This is a genomic window from Erwinia pyrifoliae DSM 12163 (assembly GCF_000026985.1).
GTDB lineage: Bacteria > Pseudomonadota > Gammaproteobacteria > Enterobacterales > Enterobacteriaceae > Erwinia > Erwinia pyrifoliae.
Genome location: NC_017390.1, coordinates 2674604 through 2693786, shown reverse-complemented (window position 1 = coordinate 2693786; position 19183 = coordinate 2674604). Strand labels below are relative to the sequence as shown.

The 19183-nt window shown below is 42.9% G+C and carries 10 protein-coding genes; 4 read left to right on the top strand and 6 right to left on the bottom strand.

The window, feature by feature from the left end; translation table 11 throughout:
* Positions 1 to 16 precede the first annotated feature (16 nt).
* Positions 17 to 718, top strand: coding sequence for a nicotinamide riboside transporter PnuC (pnuC, locus tag EPYR_RS12155; RefSeq protein WP_012668700.1), 702 nt, complete (start codon positions 17 to 19; stop codon positions 716 to 718).
* An 80-nt stretch (positions 719 to 798) separates the two neighbouring features.
* On the opposite strand, the gene zitB is transcribed toward pnuC, so the two are convergent.
* Both zitB and EPYR_RS12145 read right to left on the bottom strand, forming a co-directional pair.
* Positions 799 to 1728, bottom strand: coding sequence for a CDF family zinc transporter ZitB (gene zitB, locus EPYR_RS12150; RefSeq protein WP_012668699.1), 930 nt, complete (start codon positions 1726 to 1728; stop codon positions 799 to 801).
* Positions 1729 to 1977: 249 nt separating this feature from the next.
* Entirely contained in the window at positions 1978 to 2310 is a 333-nt protein-coding gene (locus EPYR_RS12145) for a protein YbgS (RefSeq protein WP_014539201.1), read from the bottom strand.
* 278 nt (positions 2311 to 2588) lie between these two features.
* Here EPYR_RS12145 and aroG point away from each other — a divergent pair, with 278 nt between their 5' ends.
* The 3 genes from aroG (at position 2589) to EPYR_RS12130 (ending at position 14691) form a co-directional block, all read left to right on the top strand.
* The gene (gene aroG, locus EPYR_RS12140; RefSeq protein WP_012668697.1) at positions 2589 to 3641 is read left to right on the top strand and encodes a 3-deoxy-7-phosphoheptulonate synthase AroG; all 1053 of its coding nucleotides are present in this window, start codon (positions 2589 to 2591) and stop codon (positions 3639 to 3641) included.
* Between the two features lie 724 nt (positions 3642 to 4365).
* Complete coding sequence (locus EPYR_RS12135; RefSeq protein ID WP_012668696.1) at positions 4366 to 9459, top strand: RHS repeat domain-containing protein; 5094 nt, start codon at positions 4366 to 4368, stop codon at positions 9457 to 9459.
* 141 nt (positions 9460 to 9600) lie between these two features.
* Positions 9601 to 14691 carry an RHS repeat-associated core domain-containing protein gene (locus tag EPYR_RS12130; RefSeq protein ID WP_012668695.1) on the top strand — a complete coding sequence of 1697 codons (5091 nt, stop codon included), beginning with the start codon at positions 9601 to 9603 and terminating at the stop codon, positions 14689 to 14691.
* Between the two features lie 124 nt (positions 14692 to 14815).
* Here the strand turns inward: EPYR_RS12130 and gpmA are convergent, their stop codons facing one another.
* The 4 genes from gpmA to galT all read right to left on the bottom strand — a co-directional run bounded on the left by gpmA (position 14816) and on the right by galT (position 18947).
* Positions 14816 to 15568: a 2,3-diphosphoglycerate-dependent phosphoglycerate mutase gene (gene gpmA, locus EPYR_RS12125; protein WP_012668694.1), complete on the bottom strand. Its 753-nt coding sequence runs from the start codon at positions 15566 to 15568 to the stop codon at positions 14816 to 14818.
* A gap of 153 nt (positions 15569 to 15721) precedes the next feature.
* Positions 15722 to 16756 carry a galactose-1-epimerase gene (galM, locus tag EPYR_RS12120; protein ID WP_012668693.1) on the bottom strand — a complete coding sequence of 345 codons (1035 nt, stop codon included), beginning with the start codon at positions 16754 to 16756 and terminating at the stop codon, positions 15722 to 15724.
* Positions 16750 to 17898: a galactokinase gene (gene galK / locus EPYR_RS12115; protein WP_012668692.1), complete on the bottom strand. Its 1149-nt coding sequence runs from the start codon at positions 17896 to 17898 to the stop codon at positions 16750 to 16752. The genes galM and galK overlap by 7 nt, the downstream gene beginning before the upstream one ends.
* On the bottom strand, positions 17895 to 18947 hold the full coding sequence (gene galT / locus EPYR_RS12110; protein WP_012668691.1) for a galactose-1-phosphate uridylyltransferase: 1053 nt from the start codon (positions 18945 to 18947) through the stop codon (positions 17895 to 17897). The genes galK and galT overlap by 4 nt, the downstream gene beginning before the upstream one ends.
* Positions 18948 to 19183: the final 236 nt, after the last annotated feature.

Genomic DNA, 19183 nt, shown 5'->3' with positions numbered 1-19183 from the left:
GGATAAGGAAGACAATATGGATTTTTTTAGCACGTCGAATATTCTGTTTCACATTCCTCTCGGTGCAGGTGGATACGATTTATCGTGGATTGAGGCGACAGGAACCCTTGCAGGGCTTCTGTGCATCTGGCTGGCCAGCCTTGAGAAGATCGTAAACTACGTATTTGGCCTGATAAACGTCACGCTATTTGCAGCGATCTTTTTTCAGATCCAACTTTATGCCAGCCTGCTGCTACAGCTGTTTTTCTTTGTTGCCAACCTTTACGGATGGTATGCCTGGAGTCGCCAGACCAGCGAACACCAGCGGGCGTTAAATATTCGCTGGGTGCCGGGGCGGCAGCTTCTTGGCTGGGCTGCTGCCATAGCGGTGGCGATTGCCTTGTTGACGTACTACATCGACCCGGTATTTGCTTTACTGACGCAGACAGCGGTCATGCTGATGCAGACGATGGGTCTTGAAGTCATCATGCCGCAGCTTCAGCCTGATGCATTCCCGTTCTGGGACTCCAGTATGATGGTATTGTCGATTGCGGCGATGATTCTAATGACGCGTAAATACGTGGAAAACTGGCTGTTGTGGGTAGTTATTAATGTCATTAGCGTGATTATCTTTGCTCGTCAGGGCGTCTACGCTATGGCGCTGGAGTATACCTTACTGACGTTAATTGCGCTCAACGGTTCCCGGTTATGGGTCAAACGCGCCGCTCAGCGAAAATAGCGTGCATCGTTGCTTTCCCCCGGAGCACGTAGGAGTTGCACCGGGCGGAAAGACTAACCCTTTCGGATGTAGAGGCAGCATTAATGGTGATGAAGATGCTCTTCGCCGCCTGACTGTGCCCAACGGCTGTCGCAATCGTCAGACTCACAGCGCTGATACTCCATTTGCACCGTGGCGTGCTCAATATGATAATGATGATGCAAGTAATCATGAATGCGCAGCAGCAGTGCGTCATGATCGTAAGGTGGGATAATCTGGACATGCAGAGTGATTAGCGGTTTCTCCCCCACCTGCCATAAATGCACATGATGAACATTTCGTACTTCTGATATATCGCGAACCAGCGCACGCTGTAGCTTAGCAATGTCGATATGCTGTGGTGCTCCCTCCAGCAGTTCATGCCCGCTTTCTTTGATCAGCCTCCAGCCGCTTCGTAATACCAGTACCGAGACCAGAATAGAGAGTATCGGGTCTATCGGAGTCCAGCCGGTAAACAAAATCACCAGCGCGGCGACAATAGCCCCGACGGAACCAAGCAGATCGCCCAGAACGTGCAGCGCGGCGGCGCGGACATTAAGGTTTTTCTCGCCACTGCCGTGGTGCAGTAGCCAAAAGGAGAGCAAATTGGCCAGCAGGCCACCGATGGCGATGACCAGCATCATATTGCCCGCTACCGGCTGCGGATGCCAGAAACGTTGTACAGCCTCCCAGACAATCAGCACGGTGATCACCAACAGGGCAATAGCGTTAACAAAGGCTGCCAGCGTGGTCAGACGCAGAAACCCGAACGAATGATGTCCACTGGGCTTGCGGCGTGCAAAGTGTGTTGCCAACAGAGCTATCAGCAGAGCTGCGGCGTCGGTGAGCATATGTCCGGCATCTGCCAGTAGCGCCAGTGAACCTGAAAGCAGGCCGCCAGCGACTTCTGCCAACATAAATACGGCGGTAACAATAAATGCCGCCAGCAAGCGTGAGCGGTTAGCATCCTTCTTCATGTGGTTGTGAGCCATAATTTTTCCGTTAATTGAACAGACTATGCAGCAATCATATCAATAAATTGAAGGCTGGCTCGGTGGCTTGAAAAATTTAAGCGATGGCGAGCCTGAATCGGTTAGCGTCACAAGCACTTAACTTCCTGTGGCGGGGGATAAAACAGCTAAATCCAGAGGGAATCGGGCAAAAAATCTGTTCAACGCGAATATTGACACAAAATAAGGAGAGCCGTGGCTCTCCTTGAATGATCAACGGTACGAATTCGCTTACTGGCTGGTACCGTTAGTTTTGGTATCAGCACCGTTACCAACCTTCGTATTGATGTTGGTGCATTTACCCTCTTTACACTGGGTATTTTTGTGCACGTCATTTGCACTCAGGCCGTGATGCTTTTTCTTATGTTTCAGTGCGCTGCTACCCTCGGTATTGATTTTACTGTTATCGACGTGGTTAGGAGCAAGATTATCTTTTGCACCGGGCGCTATCGCACCGGCGTCTGCAGCCGCATTGGCTGAACCGTTACCGCTTGCTGCCATCACTGCTCCACTACCCAGGGTCATTGCTGCTGTCAGCAATACCATTGCAAATTTATTCATCATTATGCTCCGTTAAGTATTGAATACTGCCTGACAAACTCGATCATTGAGTTAACGCAATTTAAACGTGCAGAAAGAAACATGCTGCAAGATCGAATCTTAAAAATTGTTAATACGGTTAATACAGCTGTTAGCACTGAAAGTGTAGACAGCATCGAAGAGAAATCAAATTTGCCAGCCATATTAATGCTTAAAGCTGATTTACAGGGCAGAAGAGGCGCGATAAATTGAGGGTGATGCGCCCGGTGTGCAGTAAGGCAATGAAATAACCTGGATATATTATGAATTATCAGAACGATGACTTAAGAATCAAAGAGATAAAGGAGCTTTTGCCTCCTGTGGCATTATTCGAAAAATTCCCTGCCACGGACAAGGCGGCTGCAACGGTCTCCTCAGCCCGTCGATCGATTCATCAGATCCTTCAAAAACAAGATGATCGGCTGCTGGTGGTGATCGGCCCGTGCTCCATCCACGATACCGTTGCGGCCAAAGAGTACGCCATCCGGCTGTTGGCCCTCCGGGAAGAGCTAAATGATTCACTGGAAATCGTGATGCGTGTCTATTTCGAGAAACCGCGCACGACAGTGGGCTGGAAGGGATTAATTAACGATCCCTTTATGGATGGCAGCTTCCGTATCAATGACGGTCTGCGCATCGCTCGCCAGCTATTGGTAGAGATCAATGACATCGGTTTACCGACTGCCGGAGAGTTTCTGGATATGATTACTCCGCAGTACGTTGCCGACCTGATGAGTTGGGGCGCTATTGGTGCGCGTACCACCGAGTCTCAGGTGCACCGCGAGCTATCTTCCGGGCTGTCCTGTCCCGTGGGTTTCAAAAACGGCACGGATGGCACCATTAAGGTTGCAATCGACGCTATCGGTGCGGCGAGCGCGCCACACTGCTTCCTTTCGGTGACAAAGTACGGCCATTCTGCCATCGTTGAAACCAGTGGCAACACTGACTGCCACATTATTTTGCGCGGTGGTAAAGAACCAAACTACAGTGCACATCATGTTAGTGAAGTCAAAACCGGGCTCGAAAAAGCGGGACTTCCGGCTCAAATGATGATCGACTTCAGCCATGCGAACAGCAGCAAGCAGTTTAAAAGGCAGATGATAGTCGCTGAAGATGTTGCGCTACAGATTGCGAAGGGTGAAAAAGCCATTATTGGCGTGATGATTGAAAGCCACCTTGTGGAAGGTAATCAGAACACGGATAACGGAGAATCGCTGGTATACGGCAAGAGCGTAACGGATGGCTGCATAGGTTGGGAAGATACCGAAACCGTGCTGCGTCAGCTGGCGCAGGCGGTGGAAACTCGGCGTAAATAGCACGCTGTAGTGACTTACAGCACTCAGCACGCTAATCATTTAAGTGCAGGAGTGCTGTTTCACGTCAAGGGGACTGGCGCTTCAGAATGTAAAGCATGGATGCCTTTGACGCCGTGGTCAGGCTGCCACAGCAACACATGTTATCGCCAGTTTGAGTTCACTGTAAGTTTTAGCTTCACGGTAAGTTCAAAAGAAACGCCAGAAAAAGTCAATTCCGCATTCCGTAAACATATTTTCTACGATTTATCCTTCAAGTTGATCTTTTGTTGAAGCTCAACTGGCCAAAAAACGCCATAATCCAAGATATCATCTAATATTCTTTTAACATTCCTTTTCACTTCATTGGTAACTAAAAAACTATCCTGCAGTCAGATTTAAACAGTTATGACTGAATCGTAACTTTAGCCACTTTTTTATTGAAAGAGCATTTAAGAGAAGTGGTGAAGTGCGTCGTAGCCTGCTGTATTAAACAGGAGGGGGACAAAGTCGTCAGTATATTCAACTAACAAGAAGTTGATGTAGATTCATGCTTCATAAAACATGCCGCTTCATACATGATTCTTATTACTTATCCTGTAATTGGGATAAATAGCGAGAAATATTATTATGCTGAGCGATATAAAACGCGTGCTCAATTGATTGACATTTACGATGTGCAGCCTGTAGTAAGAAAACTAAGATGACAGTTTGAAATAAGTTACAACCACTTTATTGGAGTGCAATCATGGATAGTAATGATAACGGCATTGATAATGTCATTTTAAGCACGCAACAAGATAATTTCATAAGCGCATGCATGTCTGGTGTAGATCCCCGGACGGGTTTTTTTAATCATGCGACGACTATATTTGATTATTCGTCAGTCATTTCTGATGCCAAATTTTCTTTTGTGCTGAATTATAATTCCAAGGCGCTTGATTATAACCAAGGTTATGGCTATGGATTTACAGATAACCTGTCTCGCTATGATGCGGAAAAGAAAACACTGATGCTTTCATCAGGACAGGTTTACACTATTTCCAATGATAAGGCCGATGACGCAAGAGATTTAGTCAGTTTCGATTTTGAAAACTTCACATTTACCAAATATAAAGTAGGAGACGTTCTTGGAGAAGCACCCCGAATTAACTATTACATAAAATATATCGATGGTGTTATTGAAAGAATGCAAAACTTAGATTTAAGGGGGCAGAAACAAAAAATATACGTGCCGGTCGTTATATACTTTGGCATTATTAGTGAAATACATTTGCAATGGGATTATATTGAAGGCATTCCATTTTTACAGTCAGTGAAAGAACAAAAGTCTGGCACCTATACCAGTGGGTATCTTTTGTCATTCATGGCGACTAATGAAAATGAAAGAACCATACGACTATTTGAAAATGAGCCTTATGAGTATAAGGTGACCCTGCATATAAATGAAAAAAAACTTCTGGTAAAAATAAAAAATTATGGGCTAGACGCCAGTGGTCATTATAACTGGGAGTTTAAATACACAAATAAAGCAGGCAAAGGCAGGCTTTTGAATGAAATAGGATATCCATGCGGCAGGAATGATAAAATTGAATATATCAGAGCAAGGAACAGCCCCAATATAATACCTCTAAACAGTTTTAAATTATTTGTGGTAAGAAGGTACTATATAACACCTCAGTTTGCTGCAGATATGAAGAAAATTATTACGCAGTATAATTTTAAAAAGTTCGACGAGAGCGAACGATATTCCTCTGCTGAAGAGTATATGGATGTAAGATTTAGAGTAATAAAAAGAATTACCAGAAATTACAACAAATTTCATTTGTTAGTCAGTGAAATGAAAGAAGTAGGAGTGACTGCGACAAATGTTATATACACTTACGCAAATTGTGATGAAAAAAAGGAATTATTACAGCAAGACATTAACTATCAATGCATCACAAAGACCGAAACGACGTTTACCGATTTGAGTATCGCTAAGAACAATACGAGACAAGATGCGGTTGAAATGTCCTATGATGAGAGAGGTAATCTAATCAGGCAGGTAAATAATAATATTTCGATAATATTTTTTTCTTATGCCATAAAAGTACATCAAGGTGGAATTTTAGTTGATATTCCTAATGGAATGAGATTGCTTGAGTCAATTGAGATAATGTATCTCAAAAGTGAAGGTAACAATATCGTTAAAGAATATGAATACGAGTTGATTGCTAAACCTGCCGTAATGATTTCGAACCCCGAAGAACCTAAAACTTACAAGTTGGTGCTGATTAATGAAAACACACTCATTAATAATATTTCAATAAAGTCCACCTCACTAAAATACTTCGAAAGTATTCATGACAGAGAAAACTTAGGGAAATTAAAGTCTTCAACTATTAAGTATTTTGACAGAATAAAAGTCAAAGAGTTTATATGGTCTGGCGGAATTTACTATGATGATTTCACACTATATACGAAAACAAAAATAAATGAAATTGAAATTGAAGAGGTTGTGATATGGAATTCCGTAACGGGCCTTTTGTGCAGCATCACTGATAGCCTGGGGAGGAAATTAGAGTATAAGAGGGATAAGATAGGGCGAATTCTTGGCGCAATAATGACTTCGAATATCAATGATGATGCGAGGTCAAAAAAGTTTCAATATTCCTATGAATATAGTATTGAAAATATTTCAGGGGTCTTATATTACCAAAAAAAAACGATAGATTTGAATCATAACAATATTTATGAAAGATATGATGGTCTTGGCAGGCTACAATGTGTAGCAATGAAAAAAAAACACGATGATGAAGAAAAAATACTCCACGCTTACAAGTATGACTACCTTTCAAGAATCGATTACGAAGAGCATTTGACTTATAAAGGAAATAAAAGCATTAGTCTGATAAGTATCTATTCTTATGATGATTGGGGATATATTAAAACCTTAAGACATAATGATGGTGTTGAAGAGAATATCGTTACGGATTTGATAAACCGAACCAAATCGCATTGGTTGGCATTTGGCGAAGAAGTTATAAATGAAACGACCGTTACATTTGATATCAACAATCAGCCCGTGAGCTTTAAAAGATATTTTTCTGAAGGAATAATATTGCAAACAATTTTCGAAAGAGATTTTTGCGGAAGGTTAGTTAAGTATCATGATGAATTAGGAAGTATAACCCAATATGAGTATGATTTGTTTGACAGGGTCGAGAAAATCGTATTTCCCGACAATTCTTTCATCAATAAAAAATATAACAAATATTCAGAGCAGCAGCTGGTGGAGAAAATCACATTTACATCCGCTGATGGTAAGAAATATGATATAGGTGTTCAAGATTTTGACGAATTAGAACGAATAGTTGAAAGAGAATCTTATGGGGTAACAACAAAGTATGTTTATACTCAGCATGAGCCGCTTCCGATAGAAATTATTTTTTCTGACGGCACAAGTAATCTCTATGAAAATGACTATGGTTTGAATGATAGTATTTTATCCGTGACTGATAATAAAAGGGAATTTCTAAAAAAATTCAAATACTCAGACGTCGATGGTTCACTCATCGAGTCAAAGTTTTTTACTCCACACGATACCTACATAGAAAAAATTGAAGAGGACACCATAAACAGCATCATAAATATTAACACTAAGTTTATTCATGATGGAAATATTATCGAACTGATGTATCAGCAAGAAGATTATTATAATAATGAAGGGATATATAAAATCACGGATGAAACGAACACTGTATTTGTATATTCTCGTGACCTGTATGGAAGAATAATTGAGATCTCGTCAGACAAAGAGAAAACAGAGATTAAGTATGATGTATTCAGCAGGATTAATATCATTAAGGCATCTGACCTGGAGGGAAAGTCCGTTATTCAATTTTCCTACGATGAATTCAGCAGAGAGATTGGTCGAAAAGTGAAGGTTTATTTCGAAAGCGATCCTTCTATCAGCGAGCCAAATATTGCTATTACAGTCACTACTGAATACAACAAAAATAATTTGATAAAATCACGTTCGATCGAACAATACGCTGAAGATAATAAAATAGACATTAGAAAAGAGACTTTCAACTACGATATTATGAATCGAATCATATTTTATAAATGTAGTGGCATCATACCGACCACAGATAAAAATAGCAAAGCTATAAAAACGGTGGGATATTCCTACGATGGCGTGGGTAACATATTAATTACTGATACTGTTTATTTAGACGGCAGCAGAACTCGTGTATCATTCATCTATGATGAGAAGAAGCCTTTTTTATTGAGCTGGATGCAAAATGAAAGCACCCTTGATATAACACAGAATGAGTTTAACAGTCTCGGTTTTCTCATTAATAAAACGCACACGGAAAGAATTAATGCTGATTTTTCTAAGAAATATGATGTTAGCTATAGATATAATAACCTGTTGTGTTTGTCATCTATCACGAAAACTATCTCAGGTACTCATTTCTCCAATGAAAGCCAGAATATAGTATACCGTTATGGCTCTACGGGAAAACTGTTCTTCAGAAAGTCAGTGAAGGATAAGGTTAAGAAACAGGAAATAGTGACTCACCGGGGATATAATGATGAAATAACCAACTTTATTGGTTTTAAAGATAAATCGATGATGACGCTAATCCACTCTGCATATGGGGCGGCTAAAATGATACTCAAAAATACCGATGAGCCGAGTATCGAATATAAAATTATTACTAACAATTCGAATACTCCGATTTTTGTGGCAAAATATTGGGGCGGTGAGTATGTGAGCAGCGAATACACCACAATAGGAATCTACGGAACTTCAGGGAAAAAAAGTATGCAACCTGCCTTAAATGGTTGCTTTTATGATGAAGAGTCCGGTGGATATATTATGGGGGTAAGGATATACGACCCTGAGAGTATGAGGTTTACCACGCCAGATAGTTTATCACCTTTCAATGGAGGCAATATAAACCCTTATATCTATTGCAATAATAATCCTGTAAATAATAATGATAACACGGGTTACCTTACCAGGGAGACGTGGAAGAATATAATATATACTGGGGCAGTACTATCTATAGGTACTGGTATATTAACATTCGGCTGTTCAATTGCGATGTCATCGGTGTTAATAAGCGTTATTTCAGCAATACAGATTACAGGAGGTGCGTTGAGCCTGGCAACGCTAAAAAGTATTAATGATGATTCAGAATTGGCTGCATATGGCATGTCAACGCTATTCGATTTTGGCCTGTCATTTTTTAATATTGCAAAATTGTCCAGGCTCCCCTTATCAAAGAATTTGAGCAGGTTTTTAGATTTCAACAGAAGTTTAAATGATCTTAGAACATTGCCCGTGAACAAAAACAGAAAAAAAATATCCGGGGTAAACTACCTCGGCAGAGGAGTGAGTATATTTAACGATACCTACAAACAAAAACCGAGGTTAAATATTTACTCACATGGAAAAAAGGCTGCCCTGGTTGAAACACGAATGGATGATTCAGGTAAGCTTATCGAAACGTCTAAACTCAGTTCACGAGGGCTGGATAATTTGTTGCGCACTAGCGGAGGGATTAAATATGACGATTATGCCTCTATAAGAATCTTAGCCTGCCATTCAGGTGACCACAGTTATTATAAATCAGCGATTGGGTATGATATGCATAAAATAACAGGTCTGCCGGTGAAGGCTTTTCATGGGGATGTGACCATTTTTGGCATTCCACCGGAAACGTTACAAAGTTATTTTGAAAGATATTCTACTGACCCTCATTCTCTCTATAATATTCGTAAGAAATTTTCCGCAGAATTCGAACTTATCCATAACGCTAACTATCTACCTACGTATTTTACTTAACCGGTTAATATACTCATTTTGATATGCATGTTCCACATCTGATTTATGAAATAACAGGTGTATATTCTGATTTAACTTTTACAGGTAATAAACGATTACAACAAAGCTATATTAACATAATGATATTATCACGGAGGGTTCATGAAAGAAAAAACGCAGTCGTCCGCGAATTTCAATGTAAATATACAACAGGATAATTTTATCAGTGCCTGTATGACTGGGGTCGACCCAAGGACAGGCGTTTTTAGTAACTCAACCACGCTTTTTGACTACAGCTCATGTTTTTCTGACGCCAGATTTTCTTTTGTACTTAATTATAACTCTAAGAACATGTATTCAAATCAAGGATATGGCTACGGATTTACGGATAATCTATCCCGCTATGATGAAGAAAAAAAACTATTATCTCTTTCATCCGGCCAGATATACAAAATAGCTAACGACCCCATAGAGGGGCAGCCCGAGATAGCCGATTGTAAATACAGCGACTTTACCTTTAAAAAAATATTGCTCAGAAGCCCTGATGGGGCTGTATCGCAAAAAATCTATTACATTATGTATATGAATGGAGTCGTGGAAAAGCTTGAAAATGTAGATATCAACGGTGATGAACAAACTTGTTATGTACCCTCCGTAATTCTTTATGGAGTAGGGGGGGAAATACAAATATTCTGGGATTATAATAATGGTATACCACAACTAAGGACCGTTCGGGAAAATAAAAAAGCCATAAATACTAATACCGAACTGCTATCCTTCGATTATGATGAAAAAGAAAATATAAAAATTCAGGTCTTTGAAGATACAGAATACAGTTACAGTATGTCTTTAATCTTAAATACCAAAACCCTTTTAATACAAATAAAAAACACCGGTTTAGATATTTTTGGCGAACACAGTTGGAAATTCAAATACTCTTATGTAGCAGGTAAAGATAATCTGTTAGAGGAAATAAGATATCCGAGTGGAAGAAAAGATACTATTGAATATAAGCGCAGCGAAAATACGTTTAGTTTAACACTCCCTGAGGACTCTGTATTGTACTGCGTATGGCTGTACCAAATTATTCCTCAGTTTATGTCGGGTATAAAACAAATAGCCACCAGCTATATTTTTAACTGGGCTGGTGATAATGATCACTATTCATCTGTTGAAGGGTTTTTGAATATAAGACGCGAGGTGATAAAGAAAATCATCAGAACTTATAATAAATTTCATTTATTGATTAGCGAACGCATTGAGGCTGGCATGACAGTAAAAAATACCAGCTATACTTATAATGATTGCGATGAAACAAAAACTTTCCAGTATCAATCTCCTAAGTATCAATGTATTAATAAAATCAGGACAACATTCACTGATAACACTGGTGCTAATGTTAAACAGCGTGATGAAGTCGTCAGTATGGAATACGATGAATATGGTAACCTGGTCAAACAAGAAAATGATAATAATTCAATTTTTTTATTTATTTATACAAATTTAATTCGCCGTGGACATCAGGCAGTCGAAACGCCTAATGGCTCTTGGGTAATGAAATCTACCAGCATTGAATATCCCGGAAATATCAAAAGTAATATTCGTAAGGATTACATTTATGAACTATTCACCGAATCTGTTCATGGTTCTGACTCTGATGAAGGTATAGGTAGCTATAAGATAGTCCCGATAGAAGAAAAACTGTTCATAAATTACGTATTAGTTAATACCACTTCGCTAACTTACCATTGGGGATTGAAAGATAACGTCGAGTTCGGTAAATTAAAGTCACACACCCTCCATTGTTTCGACAGGAAAATAATTAAAACCTTTAAATGGGATTATCTGTTCGGCAAATTAGTTTTGCGTACCAGAAATGAGAATGATGATTTATTCAGCTTCGTAACTGTGAAGTTTAATGGGGTAACCGGTCTGGTTCAAAGCAGTTTTGATGGCTTGAGTAAGTGGATAGAATATAAGCGTGATAATTTAGGTAGATTAATTGTTGTCACTCTCACCTCTAACGTTGATGATAAAAATAAGAAGAAAACCTTTCAGTATAGCTATAAATATAACTTCAAGGAGCAATCAGGGGGCTTAAATTATGAGGTGGAGACTAAAGATTTATATGGGAACAAAATTTATGAACGTTATGATGGTTTGGGTAGAATGCAAACTGTTGCAATTTTAAAGAATAACAGTGATAAAGAAAGAATTATTCATTCTTACAAATACAATGAATTGTCTCAACTAGTTCATGAAGATCGCTTTTCATACAAGGGGAATGAAAAGCTAAGTTTAATCAATATTTACTCTTACGACCCATGGGGAAATATTAATAAAGTCAGGCATGACGATGGAGTTGAAGAAAATATTTTATCAGATGTTGTAAATAGAACCGTAACCCACTGGCTGTCCCATGGTAATGATAGCATAAATAAAACGATGACGGAGTTTGATATAAATAATCAGCCTGTCATATTCAAACGATACTCTCTGGATGATCAATACACACAGTTAACATTGGAGCGAGATGCTTCAGGTCGAGTGGTAAATAAAAAGGATGAGTTAGGAAGAATTACCCATTATGGTTATGATCTTCAGGACAGAGTTAATATCATTACTCTCCCGGATCATTCAGTTATCACCAAGTCATACAATAAGTATTCTGAGGAACAACTCATCGAACAACTGACTTTTACGTCTTTCAATGGAAAAGAGTTTGAAATAGGGACGCAAACTTTCGATGCACTGAACAGACTTAAAGAGAGTCAGGCTTATGGCGTGACGACCAAGTACCATTATAATCTTGATCGTCCGCTGCCAGATGAGATCACTTTCGCTGATGGCACCACCATACTTTATGAAAATGATTATGGATTAAAGAACAAAATATTATCAATAACAGATAAAGAAAAAAAATTCCGTAATGAATTTTTGTATTCGTATATCGATGACTCGCTGATTGAAACTAAATATATATCGGCACATGATACCTACATTGAAAAAATAACCGAAGATACAGGAAATAATTCGTTAGTGATAAATACTACATTCACACATGACAATAATTCGATTGATATCACTTACAAGCAAGAAAACTATATCAATAATGATGGCATTAGTAAAATTACGGATGAAAATAATACTGAATATGTCTATACACACGATAAACATGGAAGGCTAACAGAAATCAATAGCGGTAAAATAAAAACTGAAATTCTTTATGATAAATTTAGCAGGATCGGTCATATCACTGAAAGTGATGAACTTGGTAAATCTGCACTCCAGTTGGTCTACGACGAGTTTGGCAGAGAAATTCAGCGGCGTGTTGCTCTGTCTCTTACCTGTGAAAAACCTGTCCCGGATCCATTTCAGAGCCTTAACCTGTTAGTTGAAACCATGTATTACGCTAATAATTTGATTAAATCAAGAGTGATCAAACAGTTAAAAGAAAATGTAGAAATTATCAGGATTGAAAGTTTTATTTACGACGAACTGGACAGAATAAAAAACTACCAATGCAGGGGAGATGTACTGACAACCGATAAAAGTGGAAAGGGAATACGAGCAGTAGCCTATGCTTATGATGAAGTAGGAAATATATGCGAAGCTAATTCTACCTATGACGATAACAGCCATGGTGATATAAAATTCTTTTATGATAAGACTAACCCATTTTTACTGAGGCGTATGTATAATACCAGCACATTGGATTTTACTGATTATGAGTTCAGCAACCTGGGTTATTTGTTAAGAAAAAAACATACGCAAACAGTCGGCGCTCACTCGACTAAGGCTAAAGAGTCTATTTACTACTACGATAGTTCGTTAAATTTATCTACGATTGAAAAAACCAGCTATGAAAACAATGTCGTGCGTGATAGTTATGTTACAGAGTATAAGTTCGGAAACTCAAATAAAGTTCTGTTTAAAAAGATCCTCACAGAAGGAAAAAAAACAGAGGAAATCAGTACATTCCGTGGTAATGATGATGAAATTATTAACATGATTGATCTTAAAAATAAGATGCAATACCAGTCAGTCAATTTTCTTCATGGGGAAGCTAAGCAGATAAACATCCAAAATCAGAATGATTTGGTTAAAAAGAAGATAATCACGAATAATTCAGGCACTCCATTCTTTGTGTTGAACTTCAATAATGGAAAATATCAAGGCAGTGCGGTTCCAACGACTGATATTTATGGCAGTGTTTCGCAAAGCGATCTTCCCGTTGGTATCAATGGATATCTGTATGACGCCCATGCCGACGGATATCTTCTTGGATCCAGGTTGTACGATGCCGAAAATAAGAGGTTTACCACGCCTGATAATTTATCACCTTTTAACGGCGGTAATTTAAACCCTTATATTTACTGTAATAATAACCCGGTTAATAATGATGACAAATCCGGTTATCTCACTAACCAACATTGGAAAATCCCCGTTTATATTGCCGGCTCTTTATCGATTGTTTCTGGCATAGCTACTCTGGGAGGATCTCTGGCAATGTCTTCTGTGATGATGACCGTTTTTTCAATATTTGAAATTGGAGCGGGGATTTTAGGAATAAAATCAATACAGGGGGATGGTAATGAGCATGAGCTTGCTATTGGCGGTGTCTCTTCGTCAATAGGTTTAGGGATTTCCCTTTTGCATGCTTTTGGAAAGTTCAGATATCCGTTATCCAAGAGTCTAAAGAGATTTTTTGATTTTAACAAAAGCCAACAAACTCTGCGTAATCTCTCTTTCGATAAAAAGAAAAAAGAAATTATGGGATTAAAATATTTAGGCTATGGCGTCAGTGTTTTTGATGACACATATAAAAATAAACCCAGATTAAATATCTATTCGCATGGTAAAAAAACATCTTTAATTGAAACGCGACTCGATAACTCAGGCAAGCTACTACAGGTTAATAAGTTAGATTATGAAGGGCTAGATCAGCTCTTAGGTTCGATCGGAGGCATTAACTATGATAATTATGCATCAATCAGAATTATTGCTTGCCACTCAGCTGATTTCGGTTTTCTGACCCCGCCATTAGGTTACGACATGCATCAGATCACAGGCTTGCCGGTGAAAGCTTTTCAAGGAACAGTGACTTCTTTTGGCTACCCACCGGAAATATTACAAAGCAGTTTTGAAAAATTCGCTCATGATCCTCATGCTATGCAAAATATTCTAAAACAGTTTGCATCACGATTTGAAATCGTACACAACGCTAATTATTCCCCCAAGCATTTTTCTTAGGAGCCGGAGGATTGAATATTGGCTGAAGTTAATAGTTGGTTTTTATCGGGGCTTGATCGCTGCCGGTTTGTGAAACGCACCCTGAAAATCTCAAATCTCGTCATTCAGGGTGCGGACTTAACTCTTACTTCGCTTTACCCTGGTTAGCTACGTCAGCTGCCTTAGCGGCGATTTCATCTGCATCGCCCAGGTAGTAGTGTCTGATCGGCTTAAAGTTTTCATCGAACTCATAGACCAGCGGTACGCCAGTCGGGATATTTAATTCGAGGATCTCTTCTTCACTCATATTGTCCAGGTATTTGACCAGCGCGCGCAAGGAGTTACCGTGCGCGGCAATGATCACTTTCTCTCCGCTTTTCATACGCGGCAGAATAGATTCATTCCAGTATGGCAGCACGCGGTCAATGGTCAGCGCCAGGCTTTCGGTCGTCGGCAACTGTTCAGCGGACAACGAAGCATAGCGAGGATCGTGACCGGGGAAACGCTCATCGGCACGATCCAGCTCAGGTGGGGTAACGGCAAAGCCACGACGCCACTGCTTAACCTGCTCGTCACCGTATTTGTTAGCGGTTTCAGCCTTATCCAGTCCTTGCAGCGCACCGTAGTGACGCTCGTTAAGACGCCATGACTTCTCTACCGGCAGCCACACCTGGTCAACTTCATCCAGGATGTTCCACAAGGTATGAATGGCACGTTTCAGCACAGAAGTGTAAGCAAAATCGAAGGTAAAACCTTCTTTCTTCAGCAGCTGACCGGCGGCTTTTGCCTCGGTGCGGCCTTTCTCTGACAGATCAACGTCGTACCAACCGGTGAAACGGTTTTCGTTGTTCCACTGGCTTTCGCCGTGACGTACCAGAACCAGCTTTGTTACAGCCATAGCTTAACTCCTTAATAAATCTCTATTTCAATGTTAAAGGCGAGCGATAAATCGCCGCGACATCACCCGCGACAATTTTAATGTGCAATACCATAGCTGAATTCTGCGCAGCGCGTAAGCCCGTCAGACGCGCTTTGCGTGTTTTTCACGCACTCAGTCAAGTGCCGTCAGCTGATAGCGCGTCACCGACTGATACGATTCACCGGGCTGTAGCCAGCAGTCTGGCTGCGGCCACTCTGGGTGGTTAGGCGAATCGGGCAAGAACTCGCTTTCCAGTGCAATACCCTGAAAAGAATCATAAACACCCCTATCGCGCGCCGGAGTCCCTGCCAGGTGATTGCCGCTGTACAGCTGTAACGCCGGAGCGCTGGTGAACACATCCAGCCGTAATTTGCCGTCAGCAGACCAAAGCGAGGCGGCCGCTTCGCCTGCTGCCGCGTTCAGCAGGAAAGCGTGATCGTAACCCTGCACTGCACGCTGGTCATCATCCTGCATAAAATCCTGTGCCAGGCTTTTTTCCCGGCGAAAATCGAAGCTGGTGCCGTCCACGGCTTTCAACGGTGCGTTGGGAATGCCTTCGCTGTCAACGGGCAGATAGCGATCTGCTTTGATTAAAAGGCGATGCTGGCGCGCATCACCCTGAACGCCATCCAGATTAAAATAGGCATGATTGGTGAGATTAACCGGGCAGGGTCTGTCTACCGAGGCGTGATAGCTTATTGACAGCGCATTATCGTCGTCAAGGCGATAGCACAGCGAAACTGACAGCCTGCCGGGGAAACCCTGATCGCCATCCGTCGATTCGAGCCGATACTCCACTTCGCTATTGCTGTGGCTGACAACCTGCCAGCGGCGCTGGTTGAAGCCATCAGGGCCGCCGTGCAGCTGGTGTTGACCCTGGTTTGCCAGCAGCGGAAGGGGGGTACCCTGATAGTGGAACTGCGCGTAGGCAATGCGGTTGGCATAGCGGCCCACGGTAGCGCCCAGGTAAGCCGACTGTCGTGCATAGTCTGACGGTGAAGCACAGCCCAGCAGCGCTTCACGCACGCTGCCGTCGCCCATCGGCACGCGGGCAGAAAGCCAGGTTGCACCCTGGTCCATAAAGGTGGCGACCATGCCGTTACCATTATGCAAAGTGGTAATCCGGCAGCCAGAACCGTCAGCTGTGGATGACCCGGACGTTAGCATGGGCCAGCTCCTGCTGAAGCGGTACAGACATAGAACGTCTCTTTGATGCCGGATTTCGCCTGGTAATGCCGCTCAACGGCTGCCTTAACGCTGGCGACCCGCTCACGCGGCATCAGGGCAACCACACAGCCGCCAAAGCCGCCGCCGGTCATGCGCACGCCGCCGCTTTCGCCAAGGCTGTTTTTGACCATTTCAACCAGTAAATCCACTGCGGGTACGGTGATCTCGAAGTCATCGCGCATCGAGGCGTGTGATTCGGCCATCAGTACCGCCAGTCGCGCCAGATCGCCGCGCGCCAGCACGTCGGCAGCTTCCAGCGTACGGGCGTTTTCCGTCAGGACGTGGCGAACCCGTTTAGCGACCAGCGGATCCAGCTCATGTTCACGCGCGGCAAATTCCGCCAGCTCAACGTCGCGTAGCGAGGATTGACCAAAGAACTGCGCTCCGGCTTCGCACTGCTGGCGGCGCGTGTTGTACTCACTGCCCACCAGGTTACGCTTGAAGTTAGTGTTGATAATCACCACCGCAATATTGGAAGGCAGCGGCACCGGGCGTGTACTCAGGGTGCGGCAGTCGAGCAGCAAAGCGTGATCCTGCTCGCCCAGCGCTGAAATCATTTGATCCATAATGCCGCAGTTACAGCCGACAAACTGGTTTTCAGCCTGCTGGCCGTTAAGCGCAATGTCCGCGCCGTTCAGCGGCAGCGAGTACAGCTGCCGAAACACGCTACCCACCGCGACTTCAAGCGAGGCTGACGAACTTAATCCGGCCCCCTGCGGCACGTTGCCGCTGATAACCATATCAACTCCGCTAAAGTCAGCCGTACGCTGCTGCAAATATTTCACCACGCCGCGTACATAGTCAGACCACAGCTGCTGCGGATGGCGCTCAATCGGTTCATCCAGCGAGAAGATATCCTGCTGATTATCATAGTCAGCGGCAATCACCCGCACCTGGCGGTCACTGCGCGTGGCGCAGGCGATCACCGTCTGATAATTGATGGCGCACGGCAGCACAAAACCCTCGTTGTAATCGGTATGTTCACCAATCAGGTTGACGCGGCCCGGTGCCTGAATCAGATGGCTTGGCGCATAGCTGAAAGCGTTGTTGAAGATCTGCCGGGTGGTATTTTGTAAGATCATGGTTGCGTTCCCGCCTCACGGAAATGAATATCGCTGACGGCACGTAGCCGTTGTGCTGCCTGCTCTGCGGTTAAATCACGTTGGGTTTCAGCCAGCATTTCATAGCCGACCATAAATTTACGCACTGAGGCCGAGCGCAGTAGCGGCGGATAGAAATGGGCGTGCAGCTGCCAGTGAGCGTTGGCATCGTCATTAAAGGGCGCGCCGTGCCAGCCCATGGAATAAGGGAAAGAGCACTGAAACAGGTTATCATAACGGCTGGTGAGCTTTTTCAATGCCACAGCCAGATCGTCGCGCTGCCCGGCGCTCAGCTCAGTCAGGCGCTTAACGTGCGCTTTTGGCAGCAGCAGCGTTTCAAACGGCCATGCAGCCCACCAGGGCACCACCGCCAGCCAGTGTTCCGTCTCTACCACCTTGCGGCTAACGTCCTGTAATTCGCGCGCAGCGTAATCAACCAGCATCGGCGTACCGTTCTTAGCGTAATAAGCGCGTTGCAGGTTATCTTCGCACTGTGCTTCATTTGGCAAGAAGCTGTTGGCCCAGACCTGCCCGTGCGGATGGGGATTGGAGCAGCCCATCGCCGCGCCTTTATTTTCAAACACCTGTACCCACGGATAATGCTGGCCAAGATCGGCGGTCTGCTGTTGCCAGGTTTTAACCACCTCAATCAGTCCGTCCAGCGTCAGCTCCGGCAGCGTTTTACTGTGATCGGGCGAAAAGCAGATCACCCTGCTGGTGCCGCGCGCGCTTTCGCAGCGCATCAGCAGATCGTCGCTGTGCGGGGCGTCGGGCGTATCGGTCATCAGCGCGGCAAAGTCGTTGGTAAAAACATAGGTGCTGGCGTAATCAGGGTTTTTGTCCCCGGTGATCCGCGTGTTTCCGGGGCAAAGAAAACAGTCCGCATCGTGTGCCGGAAGCTTTTCCTTTGCCGGCGTTTCCTGTGCGCCCTGCCACGGACGTTTCGCCCGGTGCGGTGAAACCAGAATCCACCGATCGGACAGCGGGTTATAGCGGCGATGAGGATGATCGGCCGGGTTGAATGTCTGCATGTTATGTCCTGATATCCGTTTTTACACTTGATGAACGACGGAGGAAAAATAGCATACTTCAGTGGCTGAAAGCGTGACCGATTGTAGGGAAATGGAATCGTTTACACTCGATAATAATCCTTAATACCGTCATGGTGAGTATCATAAAGCAGTATTTCACCTGAAAGGACATGAAAATTGGAAGCGATTACACTTTCAAAAGTCGGCGACTGTGCAAGCAGGGCGAACCGTTGTTT

Coding starts and splice junctions, on each gene's coding strand:
- pnuC (WP_012668700.1), top strand. CDS start 17: ATGGATTTTTTTAGCACGTCGAATATTCTGTTTCACATTCCTCTCGGT.
- zitB (WP_012668699.1), bottom strand. CDS start 1,728: ATGGCTCACAACCACATGAAGAAGGATGCTAACCGCTCACGCTTGCTG.
- EPYR_RS12145 (WP_014539201.1), bottom strand. CDS start 2,310: ATGATGAATAAATTTGCAATGGTATTGCTGACAGCAGCAATGACCCTG.
- aroG (WP_012668697.1), top strand. CDS start 2,589: ATGAATTATCAGAACGATGACTTAAGAATCAAAGAGATAAAGGAGCTT.
- EPYR_RS12135 (WP_012668696.1), top strand. CDS start 4,366: ATGGATAGTAATGATAACGGCATTGATAATGTCATTTTAAGCACGCAA.
- EPYR_RS12130 (WP_012668695.1), top strand. CDS start 9,601: ATGAAAGAAAAAACGCAGTCGTCCGCGAATTTCAATGTAAATATACAA.
- gpmA (WP_012668694.1), bottom strand. CDS start 15,568: ATGGCTGTAACAAAGCTGGTTCTGGTACGTCACGGCGAAAGCCAGTGG.
- galM (WP_012668693.1), bottom strand. CDS start 16,756: ATGCTAACGTCCGGGTCATCCACAGCTGACGGTTCTGGCTGCCGGATT.
- galK (WP_012668692.1), bottom strand. CDS start 17,898: ATGATCTTACAAAATACCACCCGGCAGATCTTCAACAACGCTTTCAGC.
- galT (WP_012668691.1), bottom strand. CDS start 18,947: ATGCAGACATTCAACCCGGCCGATCATCCTCATCGCCGCTATAACCCG.